Annotated in this window: 14 protein-coding genes; 9 read left to right on the top strand and 5 right to left on the bottom strand. The window is 54.9% G+C overall.

The window, feature by feature from the left end; genetic code table 11:
- Nucleotides 1–2: 2 nt before the first annotated feature.
- From KP806_RS07280 to KP806_RS07260, 5 genes are all read right to left on the bottom strand, one after another.
- Nucleotides 3–953 carry a phosphotransferase family protein gene (locus tag KP806_RS07280; RefSeq protein WP_224722903.1) on the bottom strand — a complete coding sequence of 317 codons (951 nt, stop codon included), beginning with the start codon at nucleotides 951–953 and terminating at the stop codon, nucleotides 3–5.
- Nucleotides 954–1,011: 58 nt separating this feature from the next.
- The gene (locus KP806_RS07275) at nucleotides 1,012–1,449 is read right to left on the bottom strand and encodes a threonine/serine exporter family protein (RefSeq protein ID WP_224722902.1); all 438 of its coding nucleotides are present in this window, start codon (nucleotides 1,447–1,449) and stop codon (nucleotides 1,012–1,014) included.
- Nucleotides 1,450–1,471: 22 nt separating this feature from the next.
- Nucleotides 1,472–2,218: a threonine/serine exporter family protein gene (locus KP806_RS07270; RefSeq protein ID WP_224722901.1), complete on the bottom strand. Its 747-nt coding sequence runs from the start codon at nucleotides 2,216–2,218 to the stop codon at nucleotides 1,472–1,474.
- Nucleotides 2,219–2,263: 45 nt separating this feature from the next.
- The gene (locus KP806_RS07265; protein ID WP_224722900.1) at nucleotides 2,264–3,454 is read right to left on the bottom strand and encodes a M20 family metallopeptidase; all 1,191 of its coding nucleotides are present in this window, start codon (nucleotides 3,452–3,454) and stop codon (nucleotides 2,264–2,266) included.
- A gap of 69 nt (nucleotides 3,455–3,523) precedes the next feature.
- Nucleotides 3,524–4,372, bottom strand: a complete 849-nt coding sequence (locus KP806_RS07260; protein WP_224722899.1) for an AraC family transcriptional regulator — start codon at nucleotides 4,370–4,372, stop codon at nucleotides 3,524–3,526.
- A gap of 121 nt (nucleotides 4,373–4,493) precedes the next feature.
- Here KP806_RS07260 and KP806_RS07255 point away from each other — a divergent pair, with 121 nt between their 5' ends.
- The 9 genes from KP806_RS07255 (at nucleotide 4,494) to polA (ending at nucleotide 16,742) form a co-directional block, all read left to right on the top strand.
- Nucleotides 4,494–6,566 (top strand): beta-galactosidase, encoded by a 2,073-nt coding sequence (locus KP806_RS07255; RefSeq protein WP_224723112.1) that lies wholly within the window; start codon nucleotides 4,494–4,496, stop codon nucleotides 6,564–6,566.
- 203 nt (nucleotides 6,567–6,769) lie between these two features.
- On the top strand, nucleotides 6,770–7,981 hold the full coding sequence (locus tag KP806_RS27755; RefSeq protein WP_318153493.1) for a methyl-accepting chemotaxis protein: 1,212 nt from the start codon (nucleotides 6,770–6,772) through the stop codon (nucleotides 7,979–7,981).
- An 89-nt stretch (nucleotides 7,982–8,070) separates the two neighbouring features.
- Nucleotides 8,071–9,069 (top strand): PstS family phosphate ABC transporter substrate-binding protein, encoded by a 999-nt coding sequence (locus tag KP806_RS07245; RefSeq protein WP_397376365.1) that lies wholly within the window; start codon nucleotides 8,071–8,073, stop codon nucleotides 9,067–9,069.
- A 197-nt stretch (nucleotides 9,070–9,266) separates the two neighbouring features.
- On the top strand, nucleotides 9,267–10,130 hold the full coding sequence (pstC, locus tag KP806_RS07240; protein ID WP_224723110.1) for a phosphate ABC transporter permease subunit PstC: 864 nt from the start codon (nucleotides 9,267–9,269) through the stop codon (nucleotides 10,128–10,130).
- Between the two features lies 1 nt (nucleotide 10,131).
- Nucleotides 10,132–11,007 carry a phosphate ABC transporter permease PstA gene (pstA, locus tag KP806_RS07235; RefSeq protein WP_224722898.1) on the top strand — a complete coding sequence of 292 codons (876 nt, stop codon included), beginning with the start codon at nucleotides 10,132–10,134 and terminating at the stop codon, nucleotides 11,005–11,007.
- 49 nt (nucleotides 11,008–11,056) lie between these two features.
- The gene (gene pstB / locus KP806_RS07230; RefSeq protein WP_224722897.1) at nucleotides 11,057–11,812 is read left to right on the top strand and encodes a phosphate ABC transporter ATP-binding protein PstB; all 756 of its coding nucleotides are present in this window, start codon (nucleotides 11,057–11,059) and stop codon (nucleotides 11,810–11,812) included.
- Nucleotides 11,813–11,848: 36 nt separating this feature from the next.
- Nucleotides 11,849–12,508 carry a phosphate signaling complex protein PhoU gene (gene phoU / locus KP806_RS07225; protein ID WP_224723109.1) on the top strand — a complete coding sequence of 220 codons (660 nt, stop codon included), beginning with the start codon at nucleotides 11,849–11,851 and terminating at the stop codon, nucleotides 12,506–12,508.
- Between the two features lie 208 nt (nucleotides 12,509–12,716).
- Nucleotides 12,717–13,949, top strand: a complete 1,233-nt coding sequence (locus tag KP806_RS27750; RefSeq protein ID WP_224722896.1) for an EAL domain-containing protein — start codon at nucleotides 12,717–12,719, stop codon at nucleotides 13,947–13,949.
- Nucleotides 13,950–14,063: 114 nt separating this feature from the next.
- Nucleotides 14,064–16,742, top strand: a complete 2,679-nt coding sequence (gene polA / locus KP806_RS07215) for a DNA polymerase I (RefSeq protein WP_224722895.1) — start codon at nucleotides 14,064–14,066, stop codon at nucleotides 16,740–16,742.
- Nucleotides 16,743–16,846 lie beyond the last annotated feature (104 nt).

Below are 16,846 nucleotides of genomic sequence, written 5' to 3'. Positions count from 1 at the left end.
CTTTATACGGACTCCAGGCAATCCTTGAAGCTTTGGACGGTTTCGGCCAGCTGGCTCTTAAGCCGGTCCAGCGGCCAAATGCCGTTGTTCCGTTCGATATCTCCGGCAATCAGCTTCAGCATCCATAAGGAATATAAGGATGAAAATAAATAATAGCGCCGCTTGAAGTCGGGCTCCAGCGGAGGGCCGCCGCTCCGGGAGGCAGCCTCGATATAGCCGTCGAGCAGCCGCTCGCGCTCCGCTGTTCCAAGCGATTTCGGAAACAGCGGGTGAGAAAGATCGAGCACGTGATACAAATCCCAGTACCGGCTGTTCAGATGGACATGCTCCCAGTCCAGTATGGCGAGCCGGCCGTTCGCAAGCGCATAATTGCCCAGGTGCAGGTCGCCGTGCGAAAGCACTTGCGAAGCTTGTACACAATCAAGATCAATTTCCCGCAGCGCCGTGAAGAGCCTGCCGTACATCCCGGGAGAAAGACCTGGGACACTTTGCTGGAAAGCAGCCCAATCCCGCTCATGCTCCAGCATTCCGCTCCGGATCGTTCCGGCCGAAGGTTTAGGCCCGCTAAGCGGAGCGTCCGCCCAGCGGCCGGCCGGGAGCGCATGCCAGCTTGCGGCGCAAACGAGAAGGCGTTCGGCCGTACCGGGGTCAAAGCGGTGCTGCAGCCTCCCCAAATCCTCGAATAGAGCCCACCCGCACTCCGGGCCGGCTTGCTCCGGCGAATGGGCGAGCAGCTTAGGGTAAACCGGAGGAAAAGAAGGGAGTATGTGCCGGTAAATATAAATTTCCTTGCCGGCTTGCTCTGTGTTGGTCAAAGGTTTGAAAATCACCGATTCGGACGGCGACAAATAGACGCGCTCCACGTATTTGCCGTTCATCCCTTTGTACAGCTTTTCTCTGCGCCAGACGGCCTTCCCGTTCAGCCGGCCGTCCGGCAGGACGATAGAATGCAAACGAATTTCCCTCCCATGAATGAAACAAAGCTTGATTGCAGAAACGAGAAACGAGCGTTTACGGTTTGTTCCCGAAGCTGCGGATCATCCGATTCAGCACCTCGGAGAAGAAGAGGCCGATCGCGATCGCGCCCGACAGCATGAACGCTTTCACGGCGAGCTCGACCGCCAGCTCGTAATTGTCCTGGACGGCGTTGCGCATCGCATCGTAGGCAACGCCGCCGGGGACGAGCGGGATGATGCCGGAGACGCTGAACACGATAATCGGCGTACGGTACAACTTGGAGAATAGCTGGCTCAGTGCGGTGACGGCTATGGCGGCGAGCAGCGTAGCGGGGATCGCATCAAGCGTCAGACGCATCGCGTACACATAAACGAGCCATCCGGCCATGCCGGTTATGCCGCATTGGAGAAGCCTGTCCCTCGGCGAGTTAAAGAGGATGCCGAAAGCGGCGGAGGCGGTAAAGCTCATGGCGAGCTGCTCGAGAAGCATCATGCGTTAATCCCCCTTGCAGTAGTTAATAGAAAGAAAGGACGGCTGCGATGCCCGCCCCGATCGCGAACGCCGTAAGGAAAGCCTCCGCCCCCTTCGACAGGCCTGAAACGAGATGGCCGGCCATCAAATCCCGGACCGCAGTTGTGATTGCCAGTCCCGGCACCAGCGGCATGACGGAGCCGATAACGATTTTATCCAGATCGCTGCCAATGCCCTGACGCACGAGCAGTGCGGCTAATGTGCCGATCAGCAGGGCCGAAATAAATTCGGCGAAAAATTTGACCGTTACGAACCGTCCCAGCACCAGATAAAGCCAGAAGCCCAAGCCTCCTGTAACAAGCACCGGAAAAAAATCCCCCCAAGAACCGTCATACATAATAAGGAAGCCGCCGCTTGCCGCCGCTGCCGCCGCTGTTTTCACTATTGCAGAGTATTCCCGGCGCGTTTCATCGAGCTCTTGAAGCAGGGTGAGCGCTTCGTCCGCCGGCAGCGACCCGCTGCCGATCCTTCTGGAAATATCGTTCACCAGCGACACCTTCTCCAGATTCGTCGACCGCTCGGAGATGCGGATCAGTCTGGTCAGCTGGCTGGAGCCGTCGATTGCGAAAATAATGCCGGTCGGCGTCACGAAGCTGTGCGAGTTTTCAATGCCGTACGCCGCGGCAATCCGATCCATCGTATCCTCAACCCGGTAGGTTTCCCCGCCGTTCTGCAAGATGATTTTACCGGCCAATAAGCAAATCTGCGTAATTTCGCGGTTGTCCGCCATCCCCCTTCCCACCTCCTCTAGGTTCCCTGAAGCGCCTGCGCGGCTTTACTTGACGACCGGCATTGTGCGCCGCTCGAATTCTTCGCGGACACGGGCGAGCAGCCCGGCATCTGCGTACACGTCAAATGCGGTGGCTGCCAGCATTTTGGCGCCGAACAGCATGCCTTCGAGCGCATAGTCCTCCATCGCCGCGTCGCGGAAGGCTTCGGTATGAAGCGTCAGCCGGTCCTGAACGACCTTGACGTACGGATGAATGGCCGGACAGCGGACCGATACGTTGCCGAGATCCAGCGAGCCGTGATCCTTGCCCGTTTCGATTTGTCCGGGCGCTATCCCGGCTTCGATCAAATTCGCGTCGAACCGGGCGGATAACGTTTCGTTCGTCAGCAGTTCGTCATACGAAAATTCATAGTTGCTCACCTTCAGCGAGCAGCCAGTTTGCAGGGCGGCCCCTTCGGCGCACCGCAGCACCTTCGCCGTCAGTTCATCCGTGTAAGAGCGGGAAGCGGAACGCACATAAAATTTCGCCGATGCATAATCAGGGATAATATTCGGCGCTTTGCCGCCGTTGTCGATAATCCCGTGTATGCGCGCATCGCTTCTCGTTTGCTGGCGCAGCGCATTAATGCTGCTGAACAGCAGCAGCACGGCGTCAAGCGCATTCACGCCTTCATGCGGGCTCGCCGCCGCATGAGCGGCAGCACCTGTGAATTCAAACTGCAGCGCATCGAGCGCAAGCGACTCGCCAGACCGTTCAAAGGTATGGTAAGGATGGGCCATCAGCGCGAAATCGCAATCGTCGAACAAACCGGCTGCCGCCATCGGCACCTTGGCGCCGCGGGTTTCTTCGGCAGGCGTTCCGAATACGCGTATTTTGCCGCCGACCAGGCCGGCTTGCATCGCGGCCTTCAGACCGCTTGCTGCGGCGGCGCTCATCGAGCAGATCAGATGATGGCCGCAGGCATGCCCGATTTCCGGGAGTGCGTCGTATTCGCACAAAAAGGCGGCTACCGGTCCCGGCCTGCCTGAATCGAACTCCGCAACGAACGAGGTGGCAATGCCGAGAACGCCGCGCTCCACTGCGAAGCCCTGCCTGACCAGCTCGGCGCTTAGCAGCTCCGAAGCGAAAAACTCCTCGTGGCCAAGCTCGGGGCGGCTTCCGATCGAGCGGGAAATCGTGCGGAACGTGTCCGCCTGACGGTCGATTTCTTCAAAAACAACTGTTTTGCCGGTCATTGGTTTAAACCTCCTGTCAGGTAAGGCGCGAATCTTGCAGGAGCCGCCGGCTTCCGCGGCTCCCGTTCGTTACCGGATCCCGTGAATTCTTTTGAATTGCTCCGGGCTTAGCCGCTCCAGCCGCTTGAAGACGGAGCTGAAGTAGCTGGGGGAATCGAAGCCGACGCGCATGGCGATTTCATGCATTTTAATGCCGCTTTCCTTGAACATGAGCTCCTTGCTTCGGTTGATTCTCTCCCGGTTTACGTATTCCATCGGCCGCATTTTCATCGCTTTTTTGAACAGCAGGCACAAGTACTGCGGCGTCACGTCGATGCAGGCAGCCAGATCCTTGATCGTAATGAGCCGGTCGTAATTCGCTTCAATGTATTGAAAAACCGGATGGAGTTTTACGTAATTCTGCTCGACGGAGTGGGAGCTGACTTGGATGACCTTCATCAGGTCAAGCAGGAACATGTAAACGAGCTTTGAGCATTCGAGCCCCATAAACGCGCGGCCGGACTGGGTCATCGCATAGATGTTTTTCATATGTGAAACAATCATATCATGGTCGGCCGTCGAATAAACGCCGGATTTCGTAATGCCTGCCTGACGGAACAGCGTCTCGGACAGCTCGCCGCGGAAGCTCAGCCAATGAATCTCCCACGGCTCCTGAATCGCGTGGTACCGATGCGGCACATCCGGAAACAGGCAGAAGCCTTGACCCGCTCTGACAGTCATGACCTGATCGCCGACGTAAAGCTCTCCCGCACCCGACATCACCTGAAGCCATTGAAAATGGGGGTAGCCGTCCGGGCGGTCGATCGTCTCCTGGTTGCTCCAATGCCCGTTGCTGGTCAGGTATAGCGGAAGCATCGTGTCCGTCTCCGTCAGAATCGGGAAAACCATCGTGTCGATAGCGTTAGCCTCCAGTTTCATATTTTGAAAGTGATGCGAAAATACTATTATTTTGTTTGGGCGTATTAGCAGATATAATATGAATATCATTATAGTATACCCGATAATGCCGATTATCAAGACGAAGCTGGAGGTTAACACGATGACTTTAAAATACCCGCCGATCAGCACGAAAATACCGCAAATGCTGCATGGGGCCGATTATAATCCGGATCAGTGGCAGAAATATCCCGAGGTGCTGGAGGAAGATATCCGGCTTATGAAGCTTGCGGGCTGCAATGTTATGTCCGTAGGCATCTTCGCGTGGGCGGCTATCGAGCCGGAAGAGGGCGTATTCACGTTCGAATGGCTCGACTCGCTGCTTGACAAATTCGCGGCTAACGGCATTTACGCCTTGCTTGCAACGCCAAGCGGCGCCCGTCCAGCCTGGATGTCCCAGAAATATCCGGAGGTGCTCCGCGTGGCGCCAACCGGCATCCGCAACCTGCATGGCGCGCGCCACAATCACTGCTTCACCTCGCCGGTATACCGCGAGAAGGTCAACATCATGAATACGAAGCTTGCCGAGCGTTATGCACAGCATCCCGCTGTCATCGGCTGGCACATTTCCAACGAGTACGGCGGCGAATGCCACTGTTCGTACTGCGAGGAGGCGTTCCGCGGCTGGCTGAAAAACAAATACGGCACGCTTGAGTCTCTTAACGACGCCTGGTGGACCACGTTCTGGAGCCATACTTACACAGATTGGAGCCAGGTTGAGTCTCCTACTCCGCGCGGCGAGAACGCGGTTCACGGCCAGAACGTCGATTGGAGAAGGTTTGTAACCGATCAAACCGTCGATTTCTGCCGCAAAGAGATCGAGCCTTTGCGCGCCGCAAACAGCGAGCTTCCGATCACGACCAACTTCATGCTGGATTTCGAGCCGTTGAATTACTGGAAGTTTACGGAGCTGCTCGATGTCATTTCGTGGGATGCGTATCCGACTTGGCACGACAACAACGGCGATGAGGCCGAGCTTGCCGCATGGATCGCCTTAAACCATGATGTATTCCGTTCCCTGAAGGGCGGCAAGCCGTTCATGCTGATGGAGAGCACGCCGAGCATGACGAACTGGCAGCCGATCAGCAAGCTGAAGCGTCCGGGCATGCATATGCTCTCCTCCCTGCAGGCGGTTGCGCACGGCTCGGACACGGTACAATATTTCCAATGGCGCAAGAGCAGAGGCTCGAGCGAGAAGCTGCACGGCGCGGTGGTTGACCATGTCGGCCACGAGCATACGCGCGTGTTCCGCGATGTGGCGGAGCTGGGCGAGAGGCTGTCCAAGCTGACGGAGGTTGTCGGCACGACGGTGAAGCCGGAGGTCGCCCTCATCTATGACTGGGAGAACCGCTGGGCAGTGAAGGATTCTCAAGGTCCGCGCAACAGCGGCCTGAAATACGAGGAAACGGCGAAGCGCCATTACCGTCCATTATGGGATCTTGGCGTGCCCGTTGACGTCATCGATTCGGAGTGCAGCTTCGATTCGTACAAGCTGGTCATCGCGCCTATGCTGTATATGGTGCGCCCTGGCGTCGGCGAGAAAATCGAACGGTTCGTGGAAAACGGCGGTACATTCGTGGCGACTTACTGGAGCGGCATCGTGGACGAGAACGATCTTTGCTTCCTGACCGGCTTCCCGGGCCCGCTTCGCAAGACGCTGGGCATCTGGTCGGAGGAAATCGACTCGCTGCACGATCACGATTCGAACCGGGTCGTCATGAACGACGGCAACTCGCTCGGACTTGGCGGCGAGTATGAAGCTCGCGAGCTTTGCGACCTGATTCATCTGGAGGGGGCGGAGGCGCTGGCCGTGTACGGCGACGATTTCTACGCCGGAAGACCTGCTCTTACGGTGAATAAGCTTGGCAAGGGCAAAGCGTATTATATCGCCTCCCGCAACGAAGCGGCGTTTACAAAGCTGCTGCTTGCCGCCCTCGTGTCGGAAGCGGGCATCAAGCGCGTGCTCGAATCCGAGCTTCCGTACGGCGTAACCGCCCAGCTTCGGACGGACGGAACGAACGACTACGTCTTCGTATCCAACTTTAGCAACAAAGACGTTACCGTGCCGCTCGACGGAAGAAACTATGCCGATCTGCTGACAGGCGATCCGGAAGGTGCCGCACTGGAGCTAAGCGCGTATAGCTGCCGGATTTTGAAGCGTTCTTCGAATGCATAAGGAACAATAATGTTAATCATTAAAAAAAGCTGCGTGAAACGTATGGAGTTCGTACGTTTCACGCGGCTTTTTTATTTTTATGCGCAGCTTTCCGTCTTATCCCGATTCCTGTTTAATTTAACATTGCGATAACAATTCCCAATAACTTCGTTGATGCTAAAGACCTATAGTGGTGCTAAAGGAATGAAGGAAGGGTGAGACCAGTGACGATAACGGCAGAAAAAAAGAATCATAATCATAAGGTTATGAACCAAAAGAACCAGGTGTTGGATACAGCTCCAAAATCCAGATCGGCTGCAGATGCTGTGCCAAGCACGGCTTCCTCCCGCAAGCCGGAAACGTTTCTGCATACGTTTCTCCGTGATGCGCCCGCAATATCCGGGAAGCTGACATGCAGGGAGACGATCGCCGTCTTCAAGCGTCATCCGGACAGCGAATGCGCCGTTGTAACGGATGAGAACCATGCGCCTGTCGGACTAATGATGAGAAACCGCTTCTTTCTGAAGCTGGGGCATCGCTTCAGCGCGGATTTGTTCTACGACAAGCCGGTGACGAAACTGATGGATGCGGAGGCGCTGACGGTCGATTGCGGCTGCGAGCCTCAGCACCTGATCGACAGGGCGCTTGGACGCCATGACAGCGTGCTCTACGACTGTGTCATCGTTACGCGCGGCGGGCGTCTCGCGGGAGTGCTGACCGTCTCGGACCTGCTCAAGCTTTCCCGCCGGCTTCAGCAGGAGGCGGTGGAAGCGCAGGTAACAACGATCCTTTCCGCCGAGCAGCGCGTGAATGAAATTGCCCAGGCGGTTAACGGAGTGAGGGAATCTACCGCCCAGGGGGACGCGCTATCGGTAGAAATGGTAGATTTGACGCTATCGGGCAAAAACGAGCTCGACAAAGTGACCAAAGTTTTCAAAGACATCGCGGCGGGCTCGCTTCTGCAGGAGAAGCGAATGAACGAGCTGCATGCCGAAGCCGGCTCGATCAGCAGAGTATCGCTGTTAATCAAAGAGCTGGCGGAGCAAAGCAATTTACTCGCGTTGAACGCTTCTATTGAAGCTGCACGCGCAGGCGAGCACGGCCGCGGATTTGCGGTCGTGGCAGGCGAGGTAATGAAGCTGGCCGGGCAAACGAAGGCGTTTGCTAACGAGATTACGACGCTGACGCGAACGATCGTGGAGGCGATCGGGCAAACGGCGGAGCTGGCGCACGACGGCCGCGCCGCAACGGTAGGAAGCGAGGCGCATGTGCTTGAGGCTGCCGAAGCGTTTAACCGACTGTTCAAGGCGGCGGCGAACAATCGCAGCAGCGCGGAGAAGATCGATTCTCTCGCGGAGGAAGCTTATAGGCAGTCGATGGCAGTCGCCGATGAAATGAAGCTGCTTCGAAAATCTTATTTTTTAACAGAGAGTTAACAAAATCAGAATACCCGATTTACAAACGGCTAGTAGTATAAAAGGCACAGGGGCTGTCCCCGGTAGACATTTTACAAGGAGTGGTAGAGTTGTTAAACAGAAAAAGCTTTAAGGGGATCTTGATGTCGGCGATGGTGGCGGCAATGGTATTCACGGCAGCATGCGGCAACAACGCAAACAGCGGTAACGAAGAAGGCGCAGCGACCAACGCTCCAACAAATGCGGCGTCGAACGCTCCTTCCGGCGACGTTAAATTGTCCGGCGAAATTAAAGTTGACGGCTCGAGCACGGTGTTCCCGCTTACGGAAGCAGCTGCAGAAGAGTTTAACAAAGAACACCCGGACGTTCGCGTACCGGTAGGCGTATCCGGCACAGGCGGCGGCTTCAAGCAGTTCTGCGCAGGCGAAATTGCGATTGCAGACGCATCCCGTCCGATCAAGGACGAAGAAGCGACAGTGTGCAAAGACGCAGGCATCGAGTACACGGAACTGACAGTTGCGTTTGACGGTTTGTCCGTTGTTGTAAGCAAAGACAACGACTTTATCGATCACCTGACGGTTGAAGAACTGAACAAAATTTTCGTAACGGGCAGCACGGTAAAAACTTGGAAAGACGTTCGCGACACATGGCCTGCAGAACCGATTGTATTCTTCTCGCCAGGCGCGGATTCCGGCACTTATGACTACTTTAACGAAGCGATTCTTGATAAAGCGGGCATCCGCAACGATGAAGCTATTACATTCAGTGAAGACGACAACGCGCTTGTACAAGGCGTATCCGGCAGCAAGTACGGCATCGGCTACTTCGGCTTCGCTTACTTCGAAGAAAATGCTGACAAGCTGAAGGTTGTTCCGATCGACGGCGGTTCCGGCCCGATTGCTCCGACTTATGACACGATCAAAGACGGCTCGTACGCACCGTTGTCCCGTCCGCTCTTCATCTACCTGAACAACAAAGAGCTTGAGCGTCCAGAAGTGAAGGAATTCGCTAATTACTACATCAATAATATCGGTCCATTGGCTGGCGAAGTCGGTTACGTAGCTCTTCCGGATGAGCAATACGCAACGGAAGCAGCGAAGCTTCAATAAGAACTGAAACATTAAGCAAGCTTGATGAGAAATGTGGTGTCTCGCGGGACATCACATTTTTCACGACACATATGTAAACGAATTGTAAAGGCAAGAGGGAGGACGTTGGTATGCCAAGGCAAGCTCTGAACGCGATAGATCAGACGAATACCGCACACAAGGAATTATATGAGTTCAAAAATAAAAAAGTTAGCATCATGAACATGGTGATGCCCGTTCTTTTGTTCCTATGCGCTTCCGTATCCATACTGACGACGATCGGTATCGTCGTCACTCTGATTACGGAAACTTACAGCTTCTTTCAAAAAATACCGATTTTTGATTTCTTGTTCGGTACGAAATGGTCACCGCTGATCCCGCCGAAAAGCTACGGCGTCCTTCCGCTGCTGTCAGGCACGCTTATGATTACGTTGATCGCCTGTCTGGTCGCGATTCCGCTCGGCCTCGCAAGCGCCATTTATTTGTCCGAATATGCGCCAAAGGGCGTTCGCAAGGTCGTAAAGCCGGTTCTCGAGGTGCTGGCAGGCATTCCGACGATCGTATATGGGTATTTCGCACTCAGCCTTATTACGCCGATCATCCAAAGCGTATTTAGCAGCGCAGGCGTATTCAACGCGCTCAGCGCGGGCATCGTAGTCGGCATTATGATTATTCCGATGGTCTGCTCTCTGAGCGAGGATGCGATGTCGGCCGTGCCTAGAAGCCTTCGTGACGGGGCATACGCGCTTGGAGCGACACGTTTTGAGGTCGCTTTGAAAATCGTCGTTCCCGCAGCGTTTTCCGGGATCGTCGCTTCGGCTGTCTTAGCATTCTCCCGCGCGATCGGCGAGACGATGATCGTAACGCTGGCGGCAGGCTCGACGCCGAATCTGACGGCCAATCCACTGGACAGCATCCAGACGATGACCGCTTATATCGTGCAGGTTAGTCTCGGGGACACGCCACACGGTTCCGTGGAATACGGTTCGATTTTTGCAGTCGGCATGACGTTGTTCGTCATTACGTTCCTGCTCAATATATTTGCCCAGTATATCGCGAGAAAATTCAGGGAGGAGTACTAGCATGAACATTTTCCAAGACGCCAACCGCAGACAGATAGCCGGCAGGCGAAGAACCGATTGGCTTCTGCACATTTTGTTCGTAGTCGCTACCTCTGTCGGAGTTATCGCGTTATGCGCCTTGATTATTGACATTCTGATCGATGGGATCGCACGCCTGCAGCCTGATTTGTTCACGAACTTTCCTTCGCGTAAAGCGGAAGGCTCCGGCATGAAATCCGCTTTGGTCGGCACGATCTATATGCTGCTCATCATGGCGCCCGTTTCCTTTATTTTCGGCGTCGGGGCGGCGATTTATTTGGAAGAATACGCGAAAAAAGGTTGGTTCACGCGTATGATCCAGCTGAACATCAGTACTCTGGCCGGTGTGCCGTCGATCGTATACGGCATTTTGGGCCTGGCCCTTTTCGTAAGACTGCTCGCGCTTGACCGCAGCCTGATCGCAGGCGCTTTGACGATGACGCTGCTCGTGCTGCCGATCATCATCGTCTCCGCACAGGAAGCGATCCGCGCCGTTCCGAAATCCAGACGCGACGCATCGTTTGCCCTTGGCGCGACTAAATGGCAAACCGTCTCACGCTCGGTTATGCCGTCCGCTCTGCCCGGTGTATTGACAGGCGTCATCCTCGCAATGTCGAGAGCGATCGGGGAAACGGCTCCGCTCGTCATGATCGGCGCTTTGACTTATGTCGCCTTTTTGCCTGAAGGCCTCAGAGATTCGTTCACCGTTATTCCGATTCAAGTGTACAACTGGCTGTCCAAGCCTCAGGCTGAATTCAAGGAGCTTGCGGCCAGCGGTATTATCGTTTTGCTTGTGCTGCTCTTGCTAATGAATTTCTCGGCGATCCTGCTTCGCAACAAGTATCAGAAAAACGTTTAAAAGACACGGCACGGCAACCGCCATTTATTTTTGAGGAGGACAACGATATATGGAAGCATTAATTAATATAAATCAACTAAACTTGTATTACGGAGCCTTCCACGCTTTGAAGAATGTAACGCTGACGATTCCCGAGAAGGCGATTACGGCTTTTATCGGACCGTCGGGCTGCGGCAAATCGACGCTGCTCAGGACATTGAACCGTATGAACGACATGATTCCGGGAACCCGCATCGAGGGCGGCCTGTCGATCGGCGGTACGGAAATTTATTCGAACGAGGTTGACGTAGAGACACTGCGCAAAAAAGTCGGCATGGTGTTCCAGCAGCCGAATCCTTTTCCGAAATCGATCTATGACAATGTTGCTTACGGCCCGAGGCTTCATGGCATTACCGGCAAAAAACAGCTGGACGAAATCGTGGAAACGAGCCTGAAGTCGGCCGCCTTGTGGGACGAAGTCAAGGACCATCTGAAGCGCTCCGCATTTGGGCTCTCCGGCGGACAGCAGCAGCGTCTCTGCATTGCCCGCGCGCTTGCGGTTAACCCGAGCATTCTGCTCATGGACGAGGCGACATCGGCGCTTGATCCGATCTCTACGCTGAAGATCGAAGAGCTCGCCCAGGAGCTTAAGGATAAATACACGATCGTCATGGTTACCCACAACATGCATCAGGCCGCTCGCGTATCGAATCAGACGGTATTCTTCTTGAACGGCGAAGTTGTTGAATATTCGGAAACGGAGAAGCTGTTCTCCAATCCGTCGGATCAGCGAACGGAAGATTATATCAGCGGAAGATTCGGCTAAGCCGGATCTCACATACTAAGGAGGACTGTCTGGATGATGACAAAGCGTAAGGAATTCGACCAAGGGCTGGAGCAGCTTCACAATTTAATTATCGAGATGGGGAACTTCGTCGAGCAGGCGCTTGCGGATGCGATCGCGGCTTTGAAAAAAGGGGATTTGGAGCAAGCGAAGGAAGTAATCGCGAATGATCCGAAGCTCAATCAGATGGAGGAAAAAATTACCGAGACCGGATCCAGGCTGATCGCAACCCAGCAGCCGGTGGCCAAGGATTTGCGCCGCATATTGTCCGCCTTCAAAATCGCAAGCGACCTGGAGAGAATGGGCGATCTTGCGGTCGACGTTGCAAAGGTCGTACAGCGTCTGGACGGCCAGCCGCTCATCAAGCCGCTGATCGATCTGCCGCGCATGGCGGAAATCGTACAGACGATGACGTATGAATCGATCCAATCGTTCATTCAGGAAAACGTAGACCTCGCTTACAAAATGGCGAAGGACGACGATCAGGTCGATGCCTTGTACGGACAGATCACCCGCGAGCTGTATTCGCTGATGATGGAAAATCCGCGGAACATTACGCAAGCGTCGCTGCTCAGCTTTGTCGGACGTTATTTGGAGCGCTTCGGCGATCATGCGACGAACATCGGGGAAAGCGTCGTTTACCTTGTAACAGGAAGCAGACCGGACCTCAACGTGTAAGGCGAAAGCTTAAACGATGACCGTTAAGGCATAAAATTGCTGAAACGGTCTTTTTTAATGTTGTTTTTTTGTCGAATTAACAAAGAGGATGTCGTTTTTTACCTGTAGTTTACGCTTCCGTGCAGCTGCGTTCACATTCGCTTGATATAGTAACAGGTAAAACAGCATAGGCACGCGTTTGCCGGCTGCAAAACGGCAGGAATGCACGGTGGAGAGGAACGAAACGGATTTGAGACGATTACAGGCGGCAGTGCCGCAAAATAGCATTGGTAAAATAGGATCCGGGCATCTGGGCATGATTTATTTGTCCTGGAATTTCGCGGATTGGCCCCGTTCGGAACGGACCGGCAGACTGCAGGAGACTTGGCGCTCCTTTGCAGAGCGGGAAGCGAAATCGTTCTGGGGCACCTCATTGCTCTACGAGGGTATCCAATGGATGAAGGATGATTTATATGTGCGGATGAGCCTGCCTTCCGGCAGCCGGGACTGTCTCGAGGGCTGGCTGCTGGAGCTCGCCTACAGACAAAAGGAGGAGCTGGAGCAGCGGTTTGTCGGTATGCTGCGGCCGGAGGATCGTGCCGTACTCCACGGCAGGCTGCATGCGGGAGTCGCCGTCGTCGCTGCGGAACCGCCGGGAAGCGCCGGAGTGAAGTGGTACGCGGCGATGAAAAAAGCGCTGCTGAACGGCGGCTCGGCTTGCGCGATGGAGCGCGGCTTGAAGCGGCGCGCGATCGACCGGCTGCTGGAGAGGCGTCTTATCGCCCCGGTATACCAGCCGATCGTTTCGCTGTGCGGTGAAGGCGAAGTGTTTGGTTATGAGGCGCTTGCACGGATTCAGGAGAAAGAATGGTTCCCGGGTCCGATGGAACTGTTCATGTTCGCCCGTGAGGAGGGCCTCACTTATTCGCTGGACCGGCTTGCAAGGGAGAAGGCGATCGAAGGCTGTGCGAAGCTTCGGCCGAATCAGAAGCTGTTCATCAATGTTATGGCACAAATTATGGAGGATCCGGGCTTCTCGCCGGGACAGACGCTCAGCCTCCTTGAGCAGTACCATTTGTCGCCGCATCATATCGTATTCGAAATAACGGAACGCAGCTCTATCGAAGATTTTGACATTGTGAAAAAAGCGCTCGAGCATTACCGCAGCCAGGGCTATCAAATCGCGATCGACGACGTGGGGGCCGGCTACTCTTCGCTTCAATCGGTCGCTCTCCTTCGTCCCGACTATATTAAAGTAGACCGCTCCATCATCCAAAACATCCACAGTGACGAACTGAAGGAGCATATCTTGCTGACGCTGCTGCAGCTGGCCGACAAGATGGGCATTTCGGTTATCGCCGAAGGGATCGAGCAGGAGGAGGAACTTGAAAAGGTCCGCGAATTGGGCGTCCATTATGCACAGGGGTATCTGCTCGGCAAACCTGCTCCCTTTCTGTCGTAGAGCAGGTGAATACCGGTGATACGGCTTAATCCGGCTGGCCGCAGGTTGGGGAATGTCCATTTTGTGGTATAATGAACGGTATGTATGCCACGAAAAAGAAGGTGCTGATGCCAAATGGAAAAATGGATGCTGATAGACGGTAACAGTATTGCTTACCGCGCGTTTTTTGCGATGCCGCCGCTTACGAATTCGGCCGGCTTGCATACGAACGCGATTTTCGGATTTACGACGATGCTGTTAAAGCTGCTAGAGCAGGAAAAGCCGACGCATGTGCTTGTCGCGTTTGATGCGGGCAAGGTGACGTTCCGCCATGAAGGCTATACCGAATATAAAGGGGGCAGGCAGAAGACGCCGCCCGAGCTGTCGGAGCAGTTTCCCGTCCTGAAGGACCTGCTGAATGCGTTCAGCATCGCTCAGTACGAAATTTCCGGCTACGAGGCCGACGACATCATCGGCACGCTGACGAAAGCCGCTGATGAGAAGGGAGTGCCCGCCGTCGTCGTGACCGGTGATAAAGATATGCTGCAGCTGGCTTCGGACAACGTCACGGTGGCGGTAACGCGCAAAGGCGTCAGCGACGTCGATCTGTATTCGCCTGCAGCTATTGAGGAGAAATACGGGCTGAAGCCGATGCAAATTATCGATTTGAAGGGCTTGATGGGCGACGTGTCCGACAACATCCCGGGCGTGCCCGGCATCGGCGAGAAGACGGCGCTGAAGCTGCTGCATGAGTTCGGCTCGGTCGAAGGCGTGCTGGACGGCTTGGACAAGCTGAAGGGCAAGCAGAAGGAAAATATCGAGACGCACAAGGAAGATGCGGTCATGAGCAAGAGGCTTGCGACGATTTTCCGCGAGGTGCCGATCGATAAAAGTACGGACGAGCTCCAGTATTCCGGCTATGATGGAGCAAAGCTGGGCGAGGCGTTCCGCAAGCTGGAATTCAAGTCGCTCATCGATCGTCTCGAGCTGGGCGAGGATGCGGAAGCGGCGGCGCAAGCCGCGCAGCAATCCGCCGCGGAGCTGAATATCCGCGTGATTGAGTCCGACAACGATGCGGCAGTGCTGGAGCAGCTGCTCCAAACGCTTGAGACAGAGGGAAGCACCGGCTTGTACATAGAAGCGATCGGCGAAAATCCGCATCACGCCGAGCTTGTCGGCCTTGCGGTATCGACGGAGGATGCCGTATATGCGCTGCCTTACGATGCGTTAAGACAGCCCTTCGCCGTCAAGCTTCGTGAGTGGCTGGAGCAGGCGGATAAGCCGAAATACGGCTTTGATCTTCATAAAGCGGAGCTGGCGCTGCTGTGGAGCGGCATCGCGTTTGACGGCATTGCGTTCGACGTGCAGCTTGCCGCTTATTTGCTCGATCCGACGGAATCTGGACAGTCGCTCAGCCTGATTAACGATAAACGCGGCTTGCCGGCTCTCCCGTCCGATGAAGCCATCTATGGGAAAGGCGCCAAATTCAAGCTTCCCGAGAAGGATGCCTTGTTCCGCCATCTAGCCTTGAAGGCTGAAGCGGTGCGCAAATTGGTGCCGATTTTGACCGAGGAGCTTGACCGTACCAGCATGAGCGGGCTGTATTTTGACCTGGAGCAGCCGTTGTCCCGGATTTTGGCCGGTATGGAGCATATGGGGATCAAGGTGGAGAAGGAAGAGCTGGAGGCGCTCGGAAGTGACCTGGAGCGTCAGCTGTCGACCATCGTTACGGACATTTACCGGCTTGCGGGGACCGAATTCAACATCGGATCGCCTAAGCAGCTGGGTGAAATTTTGTTTGAGAAGCTGGGCTTGCCCGCCTACAAGAAAACCAAAACGGGTTATTCGACGGACGCTGAAGTGTTGGAGGAGCTGGCCAAGTATCACGATATCGTCCCTCTTATTTTACATTACCGCCAGCTCGCCAAGCTGCAATCGACCTATGTGGAAGGCTTGCTGAAGGAGATCCGGGGCGGCACGGGAAAAATCCATACGTATTACCGCCAGACGATTGCGGCAACGGGGCGGCTGAGCAGCCAGTTTCCGAACCTGCAGAACATTCCGATCCGGCTGGAGGAAGGCCGCAAAATCCGTAAAGCGTTCGTGCCGTCCGAGCCATGCTGGTACATTTTGGCCGCGGATTATTCGCAAATCGAGCTTCGGGTGCTCGCTCATATTTCCGGCGACGAGAACTTGAAGGAAGCGTTTATACAGGATATGGATATCCATACGAAAACCGCGATGGACGTGTTCGGCGTGCCGGCGGAGCAGGTGGATTCGAATATGCGCCGCCAAGCGAAGGCCGTCAACTTCGGCATCGTTTACGGGATCAGCGATTTCGGGCTTTCGCAAAACCTGGGCATCACAAGGAAGGAAGCCGGCCAATTTATCGAGCAATATTTTGAAGTATTCAAAGGCGTCCGCCAGTTCATGGACGATATCAAAAAAGACGCAAGGCGCGACGGCTACGTGACGACCTTGCTTGACCGCAGGCGGTACTTGAACGACATTAACGCTTCTAACTTCAACCTTCGTTCCTTCGCGGAACGGACCGCTATGAATACGCCGATTCAAGGAACGGCCGCCGATATTATCAAGCTGGCCATGGTGCATATGGATGCCGAGCTCCGCCAGCGCAAGCTCAAAAGCCGCATGCTGCTTCAAGTGCATGACGAATTGGTATTCGAGGTGCCGGAAGAGGAGCTTGAAGAGATGAAAACTCTGGTGCCGGCGACGATGGCCGGAGCGCTGAAGCTGGACGTTCCGCTGAGGGCGGATGTGAGCTACGGCTTGAACTGGTATGAAGCCAAATAGTGTATATTTGCGGTTCACAGGCAAACATTAAAAAAATTTTACAATGCCGAACATTCGCTTCTCTTCAGTGACTTCACTGCCGATTTTTCTTATAATGGTGGATG

Origin of the sequence: Paenibacillus vietnamensis, assembly GCF_020169515.1 — a bacterium.
In the GTDB taxonomy this organism is placed as follows: domain Bacteria; phylum Bacillota; class Bacilli; order Paenibacillales; family Paenibacillaceae; genus Pristimantibacillus; species Pristimantibacillus vietnamensis.
The sequence above is the reverse complement of the archived record's forward strand: the minus strand, read 5'-3'. Positions and strand labels throughout refer to the sequence as shown.